15 protein-coding genes are annotated in these 18,614 nt (G+C 67.8%); 11 read left to right on the top strand and 4 right to left on the bottom strand.

All coding sequences use genetic code 11. The features are described 5' to 3' along the window. Positions 1 to 40: 40 nt before the first annotated feature. Positions 41 to 2,275 (top strand): MMPL family transporter, encoded by a 2,235-nt coding sequence (locus AC1DHX_RS04835; RefSeq protein ID WP_476860235.1) that lies wholly within the window; start codon positions 41 to 43, stop codon positions 2,273 to 2,275. 25 nt (positions 2,276 to 2,300) lie between these two features. On the opposite strand, the gene AC1DHX_RS04830 is transcribed toward AC1DHX_RS04835, so the two are convergent. Further along, positions 2,301 to 3,263, bottom strand: coding sequence for an NAD-dependent epimerase/dehydratase family protein (locus AC1DHX_RS04830; protein ID WP_476860234.1), 963 nt, complete (start codon positions 3,261 to 3,263; stop codon positions 2,301 to 2,303). A gap of 124 nt (positions 3,264 to 3,387) precedes the next feature. On the opposite strand from AC1DHX_RS04830, the gene AC1DHX_RS04825 reads away from it, so the two are divergent. The 8 genes from AC1DHX_RS04825 to AC1DHX_RS04790 all read left to right on the top strand — a co-directional run bounded on the left by AC1DHX_RS04825 (position 3,388) and on the right by AC1DHX_RS04790 (position 12,426). After that, complete coding sequence (locus AC1DHX_RS04825; RefSeq protein ID WP_476860233.1) at positions 3,388 to 4,203, top strand: TetR/AcrR family transcriptional regulator; 816 nt, start codon at positions 3,388 to 3,390, stop codon at positions 4,201 to 4,203. 91 nt (positions 4,204 to 4,294) lie between these two features. Beyond that, positions 4,295 to 4,750, top strand: a complete 456-nt coding sequence (locus tag AC1DHX_RS04820) for a hypothetical protein (RefSeq protein ID WP_476860232.1) — start codon at positions 4,295 to 4,297, stop codon at positions 4,748 to 4,750. Between the two features lie 360 nt (positions 4,751 to 5,110). Then, positions 5,111 to 6,973, top strand: a complete 1,863-nt coding sequence (gene dnaK / locus AC1DHX_RS04815; protein ID WP_079550752.1) for a molecular chaperone DnaK — start codon at positions 5,111 to 5,113, stop codon at positions 6,971 to 6,973. A gap of 2 nt (positions 6,974 to 6,975) precedes the next feature. Continuing rightward, a complete protein-coding gene (locus AC1DHX_RS04810; protein ID WP_230009328.1) occupies positions 6,976 to 7,647 on the top strand; it encodes a nucleotide exchange factor GrpE in 672 nt (223 codons plus the stop codon). 263 nt (positions 7,648 to 7,910) lie between these two features. Continuing rightward, positions 7,911 to 8,894: a DnaJ C-terminal domain-containing protein gene (locus tag AC1DHX_RS04805; RefSeq protein ID WP_476850743.1), complete on the top strand. Its 984-nt coding sequence runs from the start codon at positions 7,911 to 7,913 to the stop codon at positions 8,892 to 8,894. Between the two features lie 15 nt (positions 8,895 to 8,909). Then, on the top strand, positions 8,910 to 9,332 hold the full coding sequence (locus tag AC1DHX_RS04800) for a heat shock protein transcriptional repressor HspR (protein ID WP_028275425.1): 423 nt from the start codon (positions 8,910 to 8,912) through the stop codon (positions 9,330 to 9,332). 426 nt (positions 9,333 to 9,758) lie between these two features. Continuing rightward, positions 9,759 to 10,157: a hypothetical protein gene (locus AC1DHX_RS04795; RefSeq protein ID WP_476850742.1), complete on the top strand. Its 399-nt coding sequence runs from the start codon at positions 9,759 to 9,761 to the stop codon at positions 10,155 to 10,157. Between the two features lie 106 nt (positions 10,158 to 10,263). Further along, positions 10,264 to 12,426 (top strand): elongation factor G-like protein EF-G2, encoded by a 2,163-nt coding sequence (locus AC1DHX_RS04790; RefSeq protein ID WP_476860231.1) that lies wholly within the window; start codon positions 10,264 to 10,266, stop codon positions 12,424 to 12,426. 21 nt (positions 12,427 to 12,447) lie between these two features. Here the strand turns inward: AC1DHX_RS04790 and AC1DHX_RS04785 are convergent, their stop codons facing one another. Beyond that, on the bottom strand, positions 12,448 to 13,857 hold the full coding sequence (locus tag AC1DHX_RS04785) for an aldehyde dehydrogenase family protein (protein ID WP_476857024.1): 1,410 nt from the start codon (positions 13,855 to 13,857) through the stop codon (positions 12,448 to 12,450). Between the two features lie 332 nt (positions 13,858 to 14,189). On the opposite strand from AC1DHX_RS04785, the gene AC1DHX_RS04780 reads away from it, so the two are divergent. Continuing rightward, on the top strand, positions 14,190 to 15,659 hold the full coding sequence (locus AC1DHX_RS04780; protein WP_476860230.1) for an APC family permease: 1,470 nt from the start codon (positions 14,190 to 14,192) through the stop codon (positions 15,657 to 15,659). Between the two features lie 141 nt (positions 15,660 to 15,800). Then, positions 15,801 to 16,814 (top strand): isopenicillin N synthase family dioxygenase, encoded by a 1,014-nt coding sequence (locus AC1DHX_RS04775; protein ID WP_230009156.1) that lies wholly within the window; start codon positions 15,801 to 15,803, stop codon positions 16,812 to 16,814. A gap of 56 nt (positions 16,815 to 16,870) precedes the next feature. On the opposite strand, the gene AC1DHX_RS04770 is transcribed toward AC1DHX_RS04775, so the two are convergent. Beyond that, positions 16,871 to 17,842 carry an AraC-like ligand-binding domain-containing protein gene (locus tag AC1DHX_RS04770; RefSeq protein WP_476860229.1) on the bottom strand — a complete coding sequence of 324 codons (972 nt, stop codon included), beginning with the start codon at positions 17,840 to 17,842 and terminating at the stop codon, positions 16,871 to 16,873. A gap of 123 nt (positions 17,843 to 17,965) precedes the next feature. Then, complete coding sequence (locus tag AC1DHX_RS04765; protein ID WP_476860228.1) at positions 17,966 to 18,556, bottom strand: TetR/AcrR family transcriptional regulator; 591 nt, start codon at positions 18,554 to 18,556, stop codon at positions 17,966 to 17,968. Positions 18,557 to 18,614: the final 58 nt, after the last annotated feature.

Below are 18,614 nucleotides of genomic sequence, written 5' to 3'. Positions count from 1 at the left end.
GATCTCTGCTCCCACTCCGAGGCGCACCCTGGAAGGAAACATGAAAACGACTTCGTCCGCGGCGACCCGTGTCCCGTTCTGGCTGCGCTGGCTGGTCCCCGCAGTGCTCGTCCTGGCCTGGCTGGCGATCGCCGGCGTCGGCGGCCCTACATTCGGCCGCCTGAGCGAGGTGTCATCGAATGACCAGGCATCGTTCCTTCCCGCCGGAGCCGAGGCCACCGAGGCTGCGGGCTGGCAGGCAAAGTTCAGGGACTCCAAGGAGATCCCGGCAGTGATCGTGGTTGAGAGCGACTCCGCCTTCACCCCGGCCCAGCTCCGCGAGACCGCGGCCCTCAAGGGCAAGCTGGAGGCCCTGCAGGCCGGGAGCACGGTTATCGGTCCCATCCCCTCCGAGGACGCCAAGGCAGTCCAGTTCGTGGTGCCCATTGCTTCCTCGGCGGAAGTGAAAACAGTCGTCAAGGAACTGCGCAACGAGGTCCGGGCGTCCGCGCCGGCCGGAATGCAGACATTCGTCACCGGACCGGCCGGCCTCACCGCGGACCTTGTGAGTGCCTTTGCCGGCATTGACGGCATCCTGCTGCTCGTGGCCCTGGGTGCCGTGTTCCTGATCCTGCTGATTGTCTACCGTTCCCTGCTGCTGCCCGTCATGGTGCTGTTCACCTCGGTCTTCGCGCTGTGCGCCGCGATCCTGCTGGTGTTTGGAATGGCCAAGGCCGGCTGGATCCAATTGAACGGCCAGAGCCAGGGCATCCTGTCCATCCTGGTGATCGGCGCAGCCACCGACTACGCCCTGCTGTATGTGGCCCGGTTCCGCGAAGCCCTGACCCACACCACCAACCGGACGGCCGCCGCCGTCACCGCATGGAAGGCGGCCTGGGAACCGATCCTGGCCTCCGGCGCCACCGTAATCATCGCGCTGCTCTGCCTGCTGTTCTCCGACCTCAACTCCAACAAGGCCCTCGGCCCGGTGGCGGCGGCGGGCATCCTCTGCGCGCTCTTCGCCGCCTTGACCCTGCTGCCGGCGCTGATGGCACTGCTGGGCCGGGCAGCGTTCTGGCCGTTCCGGCCCAAACTGCTCCCGGAAACCGACCGGGAACCGGAACTGGTCACCGGCCTCGAGGGCCAGAAGGGACTCTGGCGGGCCACCGGTTCGCTCGTATCCCGCCGGCCGCGCACGGTCTGGGTCGCCTCGGTGCTGCTGCTCCTGGTAGCAGCTACCGGCCTCCTGCAGCTTAAAGCCAACGGCGTCGCCCAGACCGACGTCATCCTCACCTCCTCCAATGCCGTCGACGGGCAGGATGCCTTGGGCCGGCACTTCGACGCCGGGTCCGGCAGCCCCGCGGTGATCGTGGCCGACGAGGCAAACGCCCAGGACGTTCTGGCGAAGCTGCAGACCAGCGACGGCGTCGGAGACGCCTATCTACTGGCCGAAGGCGGCGCCCCGGTCATCACCGGCGCCCCGGGCGCGCCGGCTGCCCCCGCAATCAGGGACGGGAAGGTCCTGATCAACGCGACGCTGAACCACGCCGCGGACTCCGCCGAGGCCGAAAACGCCGTGGTGTCGCTCCGCCAGGACCTGAAGAAGATAGACAGCGGTGTGCTGGTCGGCGGTGTGACGGCCACGGCGCTGGATACCAACACCACTGCCCAGCGCGACCTCGTCACCATCATCCCGGTGGTCCTGGGCGTCATCCTGGTCATCCTCATGCTGCTGCTGCGCTCGGTGCTCGCGCCGGTCCTGCTGGTCGCCTCCGTGGTCCTGTCCTATGCCGCGGCGATGGGCGTCTCCGCCTTCGTGTTCAACAATGTCTTCGGCTTCCCGGGCGCGGACGCGACGGTGCCCCTGTTCGGCTTCGTCTTCCTCGTGGCACTGGGCGTCGACTACAACATCTTCCTGATGAGCCGGGTCCGGGAGGAATCCCTCAAGCACGGCACCCGGGCCGGCATCCTGCGCGGCCTCGTAGTGACAGGCGGGGTCATCACCTCTGCCGGGGTGGTCCTGGCGGCCACCTTCGCGGCCCTCGGCGTCATCCCGATCATGTTCCTGGTCCAGCTCGCCTTCATCGTCGCGTTCGGCGTCCTGCTGGACACGGTGCTGGTCCGCTCCCTGCTGGTGCCCGCGCTGGCCTACGACATCGGCCCGCGGCTTTGGTGGCCCGGCAAGCTCGGCCGGCCCGGGAACGGGGCCGTGGCCCGCGACGGCGCCGGGGCCACGCTGTCCGCCGAAAATCCGAAGGCAGATCCGGCTGAAAACGAGGAGGCCGGGGTCCGCTAGGCGGAACCGAAAACCGCAGCCGCCGTCACTGTCCCTGGTCCCCCCACCAGGCGACGGTGGCGGCGGCTGCCTCGTGCAGCGGGGTCGGTGTCAGCCCCAGCGCGGCCTGGCTCGCCGTGGAATCCATGACGAAGGGGTGCTCGAACTGGTACAGGGTCTCGGCCAGGTCCCGCATATCCGGAGAAAACACTCCCATTGCCCTCACCGCCCACCCGGGAACGCCGGTGACACTCGGTGCCCGGGCGCCGGCCGCCTTGGCGAATGCCCCCGCGATCTCGCGCTGGGTCAGTGCAGGTCCGGTGGGCGCATGCCATACCCGGTTCCACACCTGAGGCCTGCCAGCCGCCGCAATCATGGCGGCCGCGAGGTCCGGGACATACGTGAAGGAATGCGGCCGGTCCGCCCGCCCGATCACCTGCATTGGCTTGCCGGCCGCGACGGGCCGGACCATGCGCTCGCCGGCGTGCGAGTTGCGGACCCGCGGCCCGAAGAAATCGCCGGCCACCATGCTCACGGTGGCGGTGGGGGAGGCCGCCCGGGCCGCGAGCAGTGCGGTCCGGACTCCGCGCTTGCCGCCCTGCGCCTGCCGGGGGCTGTCCTCGGTCATGATGTTTTCCGGGGTGCTGTAGGAGTACAGGCTTTCCGGGAAGACCACGACGGCGCCCGCCGCGCCCGCCGCGGCGAGCACATTCAGCTCGGCGGCCGGCAGTTCCCTGGCCCACACCTCGGCGTTGTACCGCGAGCCGTGGATGCAGTGAAAAACGGCCGCGGCGCCCTGGACGGCCTCGCCGAGCCGGGCGGGCTCGGACACGTCGATCGACACTCGTTCCACCAGCGGGTGGGCGGGTCCGCTGCCGGACCTCGTCAGGAGGCGCACCCGGTGGCCCGCCGCTGCCAACTGTTCGGCGACGGTCCAGCCCACCGGGCCGGCCCCTGTGACGACATAGAGCCTGGACGGTTGGTGTCCGGAGGCTGCAGGTTGGGACATTCCGATCTCCTTTTGAAATATCGAGAGCAGTGCTCTCCCATTCAGGATGCGTCGCCGTGGCCGGCAAGTCAAGAGCGGTGCTCACATTTGTTGACAGTGCTCTTGAATGTGGAATGCTGGACTCATGCCAGAGGACAGGATTGCGGGCGCGATAGACGCCGGCGTTGCGGCGGGCCCGGCGGGCCCGGCCGGAGCGGCCGGAGCGGCCCCGGCGGCGGCGCGGCTGCGCACCCCGCGCGAGCGTGCCCGGGCCCAGACGGTGGCCGATATCGTCCGGCTGGGCCGGGAGCATCTGGCGCTGCACGGTGCCGCCGCACTGTCCCTCCGCGCCGTGGCCCGTGATCTCGGGGTCGTCTCTTCGGCGGTCTACCGCTACGTGGAGAGCCGCGAGGAGCTGCTGACCCTTCTGCTGATTGATGCGTACAACGAACTTGGCGATGCGGTGGATGCCGCCGTCGGGGCAGTGCCGGAGGAAGACTTCGGCGGGCGCTTCACGGCGCTGGGCCGCGCGGTGCGGGACTGGGCGCTGCACGAGCCCTCCCGCTACGCCCTGCTCTTCGGCAGTCCGGTGCCCGGTTACCAGGCCCCGGCGGAGCGGACCACCGGCCCCGGGACGAGGGTGATTACGGCCCTCATGGGAATCCTCGACGGCGCCTTCCGGGCCGGGCGGCTCGCCGCGACCGGCCAGCGGAGTCCTGCCGTGGCCGCCGGGCTGGCGGGGGACCTGGCGAAAATCCGCGCCGAGTTCGGCCTGGCGGTGCCGGATGACCTCCTGGCCCGCGGCGCACTGGCCTGGACCTCGCTTTTCGGTGCCGTCAGTTTCGAGGTTTTCGGCCAGTATGGCCCAGACACGTTCACAGCCCGGGAGGAGCTCTTCGGCCACCACCTCGCGGTGCTGGCCGACGTCGCGGGCCTGCCGGCGGCCGGCGCTGCCCGGTAAACCAGGTTCCCCTGTTGCCTTGCCGTGGCGCTCGATAGACTGCCCCTGCGCCCGCACGGGCGCGCCAGATGCGTCCAGGAAGGATCCATCCATGTCTGAAGAGACCAGGCCTGAAGAGAACAGGCCTGCAGAGAACACGCCTGAAGAGAATGTCCCCGGAAAAGCGGCGCCGCGGAACGTCGATGCCGGTCCCGCGGAAGATGAGGCAGAGGCCGCGGCACCTGAGGGGCAATACGTTGAGGGCGACTACGGCTCCGCCGGCACGGCAGGCCAAGTCCCGCCCACCGCCGTCGAGGGGGAGTACGCCGCGGGGGACTACGGCGAGGCCGGCGTGGCCGGAGCCGCCGTCGTCGGCGACGTGGAAGGCGACTATCCCGAGGGCGACTACGGCGAGGGCGGGGTCTCCGGTGAGCCCGCCGGCGTCGCCGAGGAAGGTGAATACCCCGAAGGTGACTACGGGAGCGCCGGTACGTCCCGTCCCGAGCGATCCGCCCGGCCGGCAGCGGGAGAGCCTGCCGACGGCGACGCCGCTCGGGGCGACAACTAACGGGATCAAAGCTGGCGGGACCAGCCGGCGCGGGCGCCGGCTGGTCCCCTGCCCAGGTCTGCGTCCCTGCGCCCAGCGGGCAGGTTCGCGCAGGGCGAAACGCCGCCCGGGACGCGCCGGAAGGGCTGGATTGAGGGGAATTTAGGCGGCGAGGAGCTGCCGCGGGCGAGGCGGGAAAGCAGAGTTGAGTCGACTTCGCTCAACTTTAAATTGACTTATGTCCCCCTCTGGGTAAAGTTGAGTGTAGATCGCTCAATAACGGTCGGACCTATTGCGGTTAGAGCCACAGTCACTGTGGTTGGAGCCACTGCGGGTCCGCGGCCATCTCCGCAAGATTCCAAGGAAGTAAGGAAACAATCCATGTCACGTGCAGTAGGTATTGACCTCGGAACCACTAACTCCGTCGTCTCCGTTCTCGAAGGTGGCGAGCCCACCGTCATTGCCAACGCCGAGGGTGGCCGCACCACGCCGTCGGTTGTTGCCTTCTCCAAGTCCGGCGAGGTCCTGGTCGGCGAGATCGCCAAGCGCCAGGCCGTCAACAACATTGACCGCACCATCGCGTCCGTCAAGCGCCACATGGGCACTGACTGGACCGTCGCCATTGACGACAAGAAGTACACGGCGCAGGAAATTTCCGCCCGTATCCTCATGAAGCTTAAGAACGACGCCGAGTCCTACCTCGGTGAAAAGGTCACCGACGCCGTCGTCACCGTGCCGGCCTACTTCAACGACGCCCAGCGCCAGGCCACCAAGGAGGCCGGAGAAATCGCCGGCCTGAACGTCCTGCGCATCGTCAACGAGCCCACAGCGGCCGCCCTGGCCTACGGCCTGGACAAGGGCAAGGAAGACGAACTCATCCTGGTCTTCGACCTCGGCGGCGGAACCTTCGACGTCTCCCTTCTGGAGGTCGGCAAGGATGAGGACAACTTCTCCACCATCCAGGTCCGCGCCACCGCCGGTGACAACCACCTCGGCGGCGACGACTGGGACCAGCGCGTCGTTGAATACCTGCTGAACCAGCTCAAGGTCAAGGGCATCGACCTCACGAAGGACAAGATTGCCCTGCAGCGTCTCCGCGAAGCCGCGGAGCAGGCCAAGAAGGAACTCTCTTCCTCCTCCAGCACCAACGTTTCCCTCCAGTACCTGTCCGTCACCCCCGACGGCCCGGTCCACCTGGACGAGCAGCTGACCCGCGCCAAGTTCCAGGACCTCACCAAGGACCTGCTGGACCGCACCAAGAAGCCGTTCCAGGACGTCATCAAGGAAGCCGGCATCAAGCTCTCCGAGATCGACCACATCGTGCTCGTCGGCGGCTCCACCCGCATGCCGGCCGTCTACGACCTCGTCAAGGAACTGGCCGGCGGCAAGGAGCCCAACAAGGGCGTCAACCCCGATGAGGTCGTCGCCGTCGGCGCCGCCCTGCAGGCCGGTGTCCTCAAGGGCGAGCGCAAGGACGTGCTGCTGATCGACGTCACCCCGTTGTCCCTTGGCATTGAAACCAAGGGCGGCATCATGACGCACCTGATCGAGCGCAACACCGCCATCCCGACCAAGCGGAGCGAAACCTTCACCACCGCGGATGACAACCAGCCGTCCGTGGCCATTCAGGTCTTCCAGGGCGAGCGTGAGTTCACCCGCGACAACAAGCCGCTGGGCACCTTCGAGCTGACCGGCATCGCGCCGGCCCCCCGCGGCGTTCCGCAGGTCGAGGTCACCTTCGACATCGACGCCAACGGCATCGTGCACGTTTCGGCGAAGGACAAGGGCACCGGCAAGGAACAGTCCATGACCATCACCGGCGGCACCGCGCTGTCCAAGGAAGACATCGACCGCATGGTCCACGACGCCGAAGAGCACGCAGCCGAGGACAAGGCCCGCCGCGAGGCAACCGACACCCGCAACACGGCCGAGCAGCTCGCCTACTCCGTGGACAAGCTGATCGCTGACAACGCCGACAAGCTGCCCGAAGAGGTGAAGACCGAGGTCAAGGCCGACGTCGACGCCCTCAAGAAGGCCCTCGAAGGCACCGATGATGCCGCCGTGAAGACCGCGTTCGAGAAGCTGCAGGCTTCCCAGACCAAGCTCGGCGAAGCCATCTACGCCCAGGCCGGTTCCCCCGACGGCCACGCCGGTGCGCAGGGTGCCCCCGCAGGCGAGCCGGCAGCCGGCTCCGACGAGGACATCGTCGACGCCGAAATCGTTGACGAAGACGAGAAGAAGTAATCATGCCGCATCACGGTAACGAAGAAGAGCACGGTTCTTCCGAGAGCCGGCGCGACGCGGAACAGCAGGAGAACGAGCCGCAGAAGCCGGTGATCCACGACAACCGCAAGGTTGATCCGAAGACCGGCCAGGCCCGCCACCCCGGCCAGGAGCACGCAGCTGCCGCGGCAGACTCCGGGGACGCACTGTCCCAGGCGGAGGACATCCTCAACAGTGTTGAGGTGCCCGCCGCGGAATCTGTGGCCCAGGGCGCGCCCGCTGCCGAGGCGGAGGAGCTCAGGAATGACCTCCGCCGCCTGCAGGCCGAGTACGTCAACTACCGCAAGCGGGTCGAGCGCGACCGGGCCGTGGCGGGCGAGATGGCCGTCATCGGCGTCCTGAACGCGCTGCTGCCGGTACTGGACGACGTCGACGCCGCCCGCCAGCACGGCGACCTCGCGGACGGCCCTTTCGCCGCGATCGCCGCCAAACTGGAGGCTGCGCTGAAGACGTACGGGCTGGTCCGCATCGATGAGACCGGCGTGGAGTTCGATCCGACCATCCACGAGGCCCTCATCCAGCAGCCCGGCACGGATATCGAAATCGACACCGTCAGCCAGGTGCTGCGCTCGGGCTACAAGTCCGGCGACCGTGTCCTCCGCGCGGCCCAGGTGATCGTGGCGGTACCGGCGTAGTCACCTATCGCGAAGCGAGACAAGGGGCCCCGCCCCTACGCGTGGCGGCTTAGGGTCCTGCGGACCCAAGCCGCCACGCTCCGATAGGCCCGATGCCACTCCCGGGCCCCTTGTCTCGCTCCGCTCAGCGGTTGTCTCGCCTAAGGTGAGATGAACGCAGCGCAGCTGGATAGGGGGCCGCGGCGTGGCGGGCACCGCGAAGCGGGCACGGCCCCCTATCCAGCGGAGCTCGAACGCAATACAGACTTTGAAAGGAAACGCCATTGGCTAGCCAGGACTGGGTGGACAAGGACTTCTACAAGATCCTTGGTGTCGCCAAGGACGCTTCCGACGCCGACATTAAGAAGGCCTACCGCAAACTTGCCCGGCAGCACCACCCGGACACCAATGCGGGGAACGTCGCGTCGGAGAAGAAGTTCAAGGACATCTCCGAGGCCTATTCCGTGCTCTCGGATCCCGATGAGCGCCAGCAGTACGACGCCATCCGGGCCATGGGCGGCGGCGCACGCTTTGCCCCTGGCGGAAGCGGCGGGGCCGGCGGCGGAGCTGGCTTCGAGGACCTCTTCGGCGGGCTCTTTACCGGCGGCGGAGGCCGCCACTCCGGCGGCTACAGCACGGCCGGCGGCATGCCGCCCGAGTTTGCAGATCTCTTCGGCGGCGGCGGATTCGGCGGCGGGGGCCAGTCCTTCCAGCGGGCTCCGCAGAAGGGCTCGGACCGCACCGCGTCGACCTCGATCTCATTCGGCGGGTCCATCCGCGGCACCACGATCGGCCTGCGTGAACCGGACGGTGAGGTCATCGACGTCCGCATCCCGGCCGGCATCAAGGACGGACAAAAGGTCCGCGTCCGCGGCAAGGGGCAGTACGCCCCCGCCGGCAACGGCGACCTCATGGTCACCGTCTCGGTAAAGCCGCACGAATTCTACGTCCGCGACGGCGACAACCTCCGGATCCACGTCCCGGTCTCCTTCCCGGAGGCGGCCCTGGGCGCAGACATCGAGGTTCCGACGGTCGACGGCGACACGGTCAAGGTCAGGGTTCCGGCAGGGACGCCCTCGGGCAGAACCCTGCGCGTCAAGGGCCGCGGCGTCAAGCACGCCAAAGCCACCGGCGATCTGCTGGTGACGATCGACGTCGCTGTTCCGCGGAAGCTGAACAAGGAAGCGGAGGAGGCCGTGAAGGCCTTCGCCGCGGCCACCGCCAATGAGGACGTCCGCGCGGGCCTGGCAGCCAAGGCCCGGCTCTAGGAACGGGATCCAGCCATGGCCATCGACTTCGACCAGCCGATCTTCGTCATCTCCGTTGCCGCGGAACTGGCGGACATGCACCCGCAGACGCTGCGCCAGTACGACCGGCTGGGCATCGTCTCGCCCAGCCGTGCCCCGGGCAAGTCGCGGCGTTACTCGCAGCGGGATGTGAATATGCTCCGCGAGGTCCAGCGGCTCTCCCAGGAGGGGGTCTCGCTGGAGGGCATCAAGCGGATCCTGCAGCTGGAGAACCAGGTGGCCGCCCTGCAGCGCCGGGTCGGAGAACTGACTGAGGAACTGGGCCGGCGCCGCCAAGGGGCCGATTCGCGGATCTTCGCCGCAGGAACTGCCGGCGACGTCGTCAGCCTGGCCCGCGGCAAGCGTCCGCAGGCGCGGTCGCAGGCGCTGGTGGTGTGGCGGCCGAGGGGCATGGGCTAGGACTCATCTCGCGGTTTCCCCAGGTTTCCCTGGTGAGCAGGGCGGCGATGACACGGCCACGGGCAATGTGTCAACCATCACGTTTTTCAGTTACGTCGCAATGCCGGGGCAAGTAGCGGCAGGAGCAAACCGAGTACACCGGAACGCAATCAGGTACCCGACCATCCGATAGTCGGGTACCTGATTTGCGTGACTTCATGCCCATTCCGCGCGTTGAATTGGAGTGTCAGAAAAGGCTGGCATGACACGCCTACAGCTCCTACGGGAAGCCCGGGCGCGGAGCCAGCGCAGGAGCAGCGTAGACGCCGGGGGGCATCGCATGCATGATTCAACCGAGTTTGATCCGTCCAGGTGTGATTCGCCCAGGTTTGATTCGCCCCTTCGGGGCGGGTCCCGGCTGCGGCCAGTTGCGTTGACGGGCACGCCGTGAGCCCGGGGCTCCAGGCGGCCGTCCTGTTTGCCGGTTCCCTGCCGGGGCACATCCTGATGTCCCTGGGGCAGGCCCTGGTGGTCGTCTGCCTGTGCTTCGACTTCGTCCGCGCGGTCTCCGTGCCGCGATCCCGCAGCCGGTTCGTCGCCAACACGTGGTTCCGGACACTTGCACTGCCTTCCATCGTGGTCATGGCGTTCAGCGTGCTCCTCGATGCCGCCTCCGGCTCTTGGCCCGAGGTCGCCGCTGGAGTGTTCGTCATGGTCGCCGTGATCTTCAGGTGGCACCATGGCAGCGACGAGGACAGCTGGTGGACGGGCAAAGGCAAGGCCCTGGGCCGTTGGCTCCGGAACCGGGCAGCCTCCGGGTCCCTGGTTGCTCCGGCCACGGCCTGAAAAACTACGGCCTGAAAAAGACCTTGCTGTCCGGGCGTCCCAGGGTGTCCAATCCTTAACACAAGGCCCTGCAGGGCACGAGTGGATGCGACGCCGGGAGGTTCTCATGCCGTCGAAAGGCGCCAAGACGCCGTCAAGAGGACCGGTCCGGGGTACGTCTGACCTCCGGCGGGCAGACGCCAACGGCGTCGCGCCGCCGGAACAGCCGGACAAGGTCCGCAATGTGGCACTCGTGGGGCATTCCGGTTCCGGAAAAACGATGCTCACCGAGGCACTGCTTGCCGCCACCGGAGCCATCACCCGCAAGGGCTCGATCGCCGAGGGCACTACGGTGAGCGACTCGGATCCTTCCGCCATCGCGCAGCAGCGCTCCGTGGCGCTCGCGGTGGTGCCGGTGATGGTGGGGGACATCAAGGTCAACCTGCTGGACACTCCGGGCTATACGGATTTCATCGGCGAGCTGAGGGCAGGGCTCCGGGCGGCGGATGCGGTGCTGTTCGTCGTCTCGGCCACCGACTATTTCGACGCAGCGACCACGGCGCTTTGGAGCGAGTGCCAGCGGCTCGGGATGCCGCGGGCCGTGGTCATCAGCCGCCTGGACCATCCGCGTGCGGACTTCGACGCCGCCATCGCCCGCTGCCGCCTGGCATTCGGCGACTCCATCCTCCCGCTCTACCTGCCGGTCCCCGCGGACGGTCCCGTCACGGGGCTGCTGGGACTGCTGACCGGCACGGTCTCCGACTACAGTGATGCGGAACCGGCGCCGGCCACCCGGGCCGCGACCGGCGTCGAACTCGCCGCCGCGGAGTCCGCACGGGGCGCGCTGATCGAAGGGATCATTGCCGAGAGCGAAGACGAGACGCTCATGGACCGCTATCTCGGAGGCGAGGAAATCGCCCCCGACGTCCTGATCACCGATCTGGAGACGGCCGTGGCCCGCGGGTCCTTCCACCCGGTGCTGCCGGCGTCGGCGGAGTCCGGGCTCGGCCTGGCGGAACTGCTCGAGGTCCTGGTGCGTGCGTTTCCGACGCCGGCGGAGCGCGGCGTCCCCGCAGCGACCGACCTCGACGGGGTGCCCGCCGGCGCGCTCGGCTGCGACCCCGACGGTCCGCTGCTCGGGGAAGTGGTCCGTACGACGATCGACCCGTTCCTTGGCCGCGTCTGCCTGGTGCGCGTTTTCTCCGGCGTGGTGCGGGAAGACGCCGCCATCCATGTGGGCGGCCGCGGAATGGCCGACCGCGGCCACGAGGACCACGACAGCGACGAGCGGGTCACCCACCTGTACTCGCCCCTGGGATCAGGACTGCGGCCAGTGCCGTTCTGCGTCGCGGGGGATATCTGCGCGCTGACCAAGCTGGGCACCGCCGAGACCGGCGACACGATTTCGGCCAAGGAGCTGCCGCTGCTGGTGGCCGCCTGGGACATGCCGGACCCGCTCATGCCGGTCGCCATCGAAGCCGCCACGCACGGCGACGAGGACGCCCTGGCCAGGAACCTGGGGAAGGTCACTGCCGGGGACCCGACGCTGCGGGTGGAACGCAACTCCGAAACCCACCAGCTGATCCTGTGGTGCATGGGCGAGGCGCACGCCGACGTCGTCCTGGGCAGGCTGCGGGACCAAGGGGTGAACCTGCAGAGCGTCCCGGTCATCACGCCGCTGCGGGAGACGTTTGCCGCGCCGGCCGCCGGGCACGGGCGCTATGTCAAACAATCCGGCGGCCACGGCCAGTACGCGGTGTGCGACATCGAGGTGGAACCGCTTGACCGCGGCGGCGGGTTCGAGTTTGTCGACAAGACCGTTGGCGGCGTGATTCCCGGGCCGTTCATTACCTCGGTGGAAAAGGGCGTCCGGGCCCAGATGCAGAAAGGCGTCTCGGCCGGGTTCCCGGTAGTGGATATCAAGGTAACGCTGATCGGCGGCAAGACGCACAGCGTGGATTCCTCCGATGCTGCCTTCCAGGCGGCCGGGGCGCTGGCCCTCCGGGAGGCGGCCGGGGCAACCCGCATCCAGTTCCTGGAGCCGGTCTCGTCCGTGACCATCAGCGTTTCGGAGGACCACGTGGGCGCCGTGATGAGCGACTTGTCCTCCCGGCGGGCACGCCTGACCGGAACCACCTCCGCCGGCGCCGACGGCACCGAGATCAGCGCCGAGGTGCCGGACCAGGAACTGTTGCGGTACGCGGTGGAGTTGCGGGCCCTGACCGCCGGCAGCGGCCGGTTCCGGCGCAGCTACCTGCGGCACGAACCCGTGCCGCAGGCGCTGCGCTGATGGCCCCTGCTAAGCGCAGCGTCAGCCGTTGATGACCTGCGGAACCCCGAGGGCCTTGAGGCCTTCGACACCGAATTCGAGTCCGTAGCCGGACTGTTTCGCGCCACCGAACGGGATGCGGGGGTCCACGGCCCCGTGCTTGTTGATCCAGACGGTGCCGGCCTCGAGCCGGGCCGCCACCTTGCGGGCTTCGGCGGGGTCGGAGGACCAGACCGAGGCGCCGAGTCCGACGTCGACGGCGTTGGCCATGGCGATGGCCTCGTCCACGGTGCCGTAGCGGATGATCGGCAGGGCGGGGCCGAACTGCTCCTCGGCGACCAGCGGGTTGCTGTTGGCGATGTCCGCGACGAGGGTGGTGGGGTAGAAGTTCCCGGGCTGGTCGTTCTCCGGGTTGCCGCCGAGCAGGATCCTGGCGCCGGAGTCGCGGGCTGCCTCGACGAGCCTGGCGACGATGTCGAACTGCTGGCGGTTCTGCAGCGGGCCCAGGACGTTGGCCTCGTCGAGTCCGTTGCCCATGGGCATGGCACGGGCCACGCTGGCGAGTTCCTCGCAGACGGCGTCGTAAATGGCGTCGTGGACGTAGAGGCGCTTGAGCGCCGCGCAGGTCTGGCCGGTGTTGATGAAGGCGCCCCAGAACAGGCCCTCGGCGATCGCCTTGGGGTCGGCGTCGGGCAGGACGATGCCGGCGTCGTTGCCGCCGAGCTCCAGGGTGAGGCGCTTGACGGTGTCGGCGGAGGATTTGATGATGGCCTTGCCGGTGGCGGTGGAGCCGGTGAACATGATCTTGCCGACCGCGGGGTGTCCGGCCAGGGCCTCGCCGACGTCGCGGCCGCCGGAGACCGCCGTGAGGAGGCCTTCGGGGAGTTCCTGGTTGAGGATTTCGACGAGGGCAAGAACGGACAGCGGGGTGTATTCGGACGGCTTGATGACGACGGCGTTGCCCATGCGCAGGGCTGGGGCGAGCTGCCAGACGGTGATCATCATGGGCCAGTTCCAGGGGCCGATCGCGCCGACGACGCCGATGGGCCGGTAGTGCAGTTCGGCGCGGGTTTCGCCGTCGTCCACCACGGTTTCGGGGTCCAAGGGCGTGCCGGCGGCGACGCGGAGCCAGGCGGCGCAGGCGCCGACCTCAAAGCGGGCGTTCGGGCCGTTCAGCGGTTTGCCCTGCTCGCGGGAGAGCAGGCGGGCGAGTTCCTCGGCGGAGCGTTCGACGGCGTCGGCGGCCCTGAGCAGCGCGGCGGACCGGGCGTCGTGGCCCAGCGCAGCCCAGGCCGGCTGCGCGGCGGCTGCGGCGGCGATGGCGGCTTCGAGGTCCTGAACGGTGTGGACGGGTGCTTCGCCGACCGGCTGTCCGGTGGCCGGGTCAAAGATCGTGCGGGTTTCCCCGGCCACCGGGGTGATCGAGGCGAGTAGGGCGTCGTAGGTTTCCATGGGGGTACTCCACATCGAGTAGGTCAGAGAACGCGGCCGGTGCGGCCTAAGAGTGCTGTTTCAAGCGTGCTCCGGCGAGGGGCCGAGGGGCTTGTCTATCCGCGAAGAGCTGTTGTGCGGGAGCGAACGGAACACCGAAAGCTATTCCTGAGGCTGCGGACCCGAGGGCGTCCGGCCCGCCGTGCGGCCGGCGCAGGGCCTGGTGCTGACTACGCTCAGGAACAACAACCGGTCGCTAATCGACAAAAGCGTGACGGGCGCCACCTGCCATGCTGGATTTCACGGTGCAACGCACCCCATCTCCCAGACTCATGACCGTTAAGAAGGATCCGATGAGTATTTCAAATTCAGATTCCCGGACCGCAGAATCCAGCCCCCGCACGGAGCACTCCACCGCGCTGCGTGCCGGCAGCGTCGGCGTCATGGGCATTCTCTTCTTTGTTTTGTCAGCCCAGGCGCCGTTGACCGGAATCGTCGGGGCATCACCCCTGGCCGCAGCGCTCGGCAACGGCGCCGGCGCGCCCGGCGCGTATCTGGTGGTGGGCATCGTCATCGTGATCTTCGCGGTCGGCTTCGTGGCCATGAGCCGGAAGATCCAGGCCAACGGCGCCTTCTACGCCTATGTCACCGCCGCCTTCGGACGGAAGGTTGGCGCGGGAGCGGCGTGGCTCGCGCTCCTCGCGTACAGCACGGTCCAGGCCGCGATGTATGGGCTGTACGGCGCGGCGTTCTCGGGCCTCCTCGGATCTGCCGGGATCGTGGTCCCTTGGTGGCTTCTAGCCGCCATCACCATGGCGGGCGTGCAGGTGCTGGGCTCCCTCAACATCGAACTCGGGGCGCGGGTCCTGGCGGTGCTGGTGGGCCTGGAGGTCGCCATCCTGCTCATGTTCGGCTTCACCGTGCTGTTGCGGGGCGGCGGGCCGGAGGGGATCAGCCTGGCGGCGTCCTTCTCTCCCGCGGCGATCGGCGCAGGCGCCCCGGGCGTTGCCATCATGTTCGCCGTCGCCTCCATGTTCGGCTTCGAATCAACGGCCATCTACTCTGCCGAGGCCAAGGACGCCCACCGCACCGTCGCCCGGGCCACGTACCTTTCGGTAGTCGTCATCGCGGTCTTCTTCTCCTTCATTTCTTGGATGCTGGTCAGCTACTACGGACCCTCGCATGTCATCGACGCCGCGGGCGCGGCCCTCGAATCGGGCGATTCCACCGCGTTCGTGCTGACGCCGATGGTGGAGCTGTTCGGGCCGTGGGCCGGAACGGTCACCGGCATGCTGCTCGTGACCTCCCTGCTGGCCGGCATCATCGCCTTCCACAACGGCATCAACCGCTACCTCCATTCGCTGGCCCTGCGCGGGTCGATGCCCCGCGGAGTGGCCCGGACCAACCGGCACAGGGCGCCCGCCGTCGCTGCGCGGATCCAGACCGTGGTCGCCTTCCTGCTCGTGGCGCCGTTCGCGGTGCTGTCCCTGGATCCTGTCCTCACCCTCTTTTCCTGGTTCAGCGGGCTGGCCGTGGCCGCGCTCCTTGTGCTGTACATGCTCTGCTCGCTGGCCGTCGTCGCCTACTTCCGGCGGGAAAGGGTGTCCGGCCAGCTCTGGCAGACCGCGGTGGCACCGGTGCTCGCCACCCTGCTGCTTGGCTGGGTCCTGTCCCTCGTCATCATCAACTTCACCGCTCTGATCGGCGGCAGTGCCGAAACGGCCGTGGGCCTGCTGCTGACCGTACCCCTTGTGTTTACGGCCGGTGTGCTGGTGGAAATTGCCGTGGAGCGCAGGGCCGCGCGCGCAGGGGTCACTGCCTGACGGCGGGCCCTGCCCAGGGCGCCGTCCTGCTCCGGATGTCTTATTTCGACACGTTTATCCTCATCGCTGTCGCTCCGTCCGTAACATTGAAACTAATAGAGGCTTCGGCTTGCCAAGTTCGCTGTAAAGGACTAGTCCGCATTGTCACTCGAATCATTGCCCGTCCTGGACTTCTCCCGATTGAATGCAGGGCCTGAGGAGGCCTCCCAGTTTCGGGACGAGCTGCGTAACGCCATGCATGAAGTCGGGTTCCTTTATCTGGCGGGCCATGGCATCCCGCAGAAGCTCGTTGACGACATGCTCGACGTCGCACGCCGCTTCTTCGAACTGTCCGAGGAACAGAAGCTCTCCGTCGAAAACGTCCACAGCCCGCAGTTCCGCGGCTACACCCGCGTCGGCGGCGAACTCACGGACGGGGCGGTGGACTGGCGCGAGCAGATCGATATCGGCGTCGAGCGTGACGCTGTGGAGCCGGGTGCCGGCGTCGCTGACTACTGGCGCCTGGAGGGGGCCAACCTATGGCCGGATGCACTGCCCGAAATGCGGGCGATTGTCTCCGAGTGGACCGAGCGGCTGAGCGCCATTTCCCTCGCTCTCCTGCGGGCGCTTGCCGTGTCCCTGGGAGCGCCCGAGGACACCTTCGACGCGGCTTTTGCCGCACGGGCTTTTCCCCTGCTTAAGGTTGTACGTTATCCGGGGGAGTCCAATCCGGAGCCCAAGCAGGGGGTCGGGTCCCACCGCGACGGCGGCGTCCTGACGCTCCTTCTGGTCGAACCCGGAAAGGGCGGACTCCAGGTCGAGTATCAGGGGAAGTGGATCGACGCACCTCAGGTGCCCGGAACATTCGTGGTCAACATCGGCGAGATGCTCGAACTGGCCACAAATGGCTATCTAAAGGCGACTCTGCACCGCGTGATCTCGCCCCTGCGCGGCACTGACAGGATCTCTCTGCCGTTCTTCTACAACCCTGCGCTGGACGCGACCATGCCGAAGCTTGCGGTGAGCCCGGAGTTTCAGTCCAAGGCCCGCGGACTGTCCGTTGACCCGACCAACAGCCCGATCCTGGAAACCTACGGAGACAACGCTCTTCGCTACCGGCTCCGGGCCCACCCGAACGTCGCCGCAGTTCACCACGCGGATCTGATCACGAACTGACGTTGGCGCCGGTGCTGACGACGGCAGGTGCTCTCGGCAGGGGGTGAAGGCCAGGCTCAGGCGCCGCGCCGCCAGTCGCTGGGGGACTCACCGAAGGCATCACGGAAGGAGCGGCTGAAATGGGCCGCATCCAGGAAGCCCCAGCGCGCGGCCACGGCTCCGACCGGCATTCCGGCCAGGAGCGGATCGCGCAGTTCGCGGCGCGCCCCCTCCAGCCGCTGGGTCCGGATCCAGCTCGCCACGGTGGTCCCGGATTCATGGAAGACGTTGTGCAGGTGCCGGGTGGAGATGAAATGAGCCGCCGCGATGGACGCCGGTGACAGCATTGGATCGGCCAGGTGGGCATCGATGTACTCGCGGACGGATGCCGCCAACAGGGCCTGGGGCCTCATACGGTCGGGGGACATGTCCAGTTCCGAATGCAGCATCGTGGAGACGAGATCAAGGGCGTTGGTGGCCAGCCGCGATCCGCTGGGGCCGCTCAGCGCCTCCAGGTTCTCCGCGAGATGGGCGATGAAGGGGCCGACGATCGCGGCGAGGCCCCCGTCGGCGGCCATCCGCAGCGCCGAAAGCTGCGCGATGCAGTCCGGCGGCAGGGACAGCGCGTCCCAGGGAAACATCAACACCATGAGCCGGGCGTCGCCCTCGAAGGCAAGCGTGTACGGGCGGCTGGTGTCATAGATGGAGAGATCCCCCGGATGCAGGACTGCCTCGCGGTTGTCCTGGATCAGGAGTCCGGTACCCTGCAGCTGGAGATTGAGCTTGAAATAGCGCTGGTTGGACTGCGCAATCAGCGCCGGCGTGCGGTGGACCTCATGGCTCGAGGAGGAGACCTCGACGAGTGCCACACGGTCCAGCCTGCGGGCCCGCATGCGGCCGCGGAAGTTGTCCGCATCGGCGCTCGAGGCGGCCAGGGGAACGAAGGACTCCGCGACCAGGTGCCTCCAGTGGTCGAAAGATTCTGCTGTGCTGGTGAGGACATCCTGTCCGGCGGGGCTGGCCACTGGGCGGGTTGCAACTGCAGTCATCGAAGATCCTGACGCCGTCATAATTCTTGGAATGTGTCATGGGACACAGTCCTTTCAGGGTAGCGGCGCGGCCCGCCGATGTCATCTTTTTTCGACGCTCGGCGAATAAAGATTGCCTGGGGCCTAGCAGGCCAGCAGGGTCAGGAAGCCCTCCAGCTGCTCGTTCAGCCCGAGTTCCACCTGGCCTTCCGGGGTGAGTGCCGCCGTAATCTGCGCGCCGAGAAGGAGGTTGAGCAGCTGCCCGGCCAGGGCGGCGTCGTCGACGGCGGTGGTGACGGCGCCGGCCTGCCGCGCCTCGGCAAGGTACCGCCGCATCGCCGCAAGCCACTGCTCCATCGAATCCCGGTGGATCCGGGCCTTGCCGGGGTCATTGATGGCCTTCTGCCAGAACGGGATGACAATCCGGGCCTCGTTGATCCGCTCCTCATCCAGCGGCAGCACCTCGACGCAAAACGACCGCAGGGCCGCCAGCCCGGTCTGCCCGGCGGTGACTTCAGCGATGCGCTCGTTGGTGCGGTTGAAGACGTGCCCGAACGCGAAGGTCAGCAGGTCATCCTTGGTAGGGAAGTAGGGCTTGAGGGCGCCGTTCGCGAAACCTGCCTCGAGGGCAATTTCCCGCATGGTGGCACTTTCGATCCCGAGCCGGGCGATGATCCGCCACGTGGCGTCGACGAGTTCAAGCCGCCGCTGGTCGTGGTCGACAATCTTTGGCACCGGACAGCTCCCCAAATATTTTGCGTCGGACTCTTGTGGCACAGCTTACATTTCCGTA

The sequence above is a fragment of the Arthrobacter sp. 05N33_2 genome (assembly GCF_056397425.1).
Note: the sequence above shows the minus strand (reverse complement) of the source record. Positions and strands in the feature narration are given on the sequence as shown.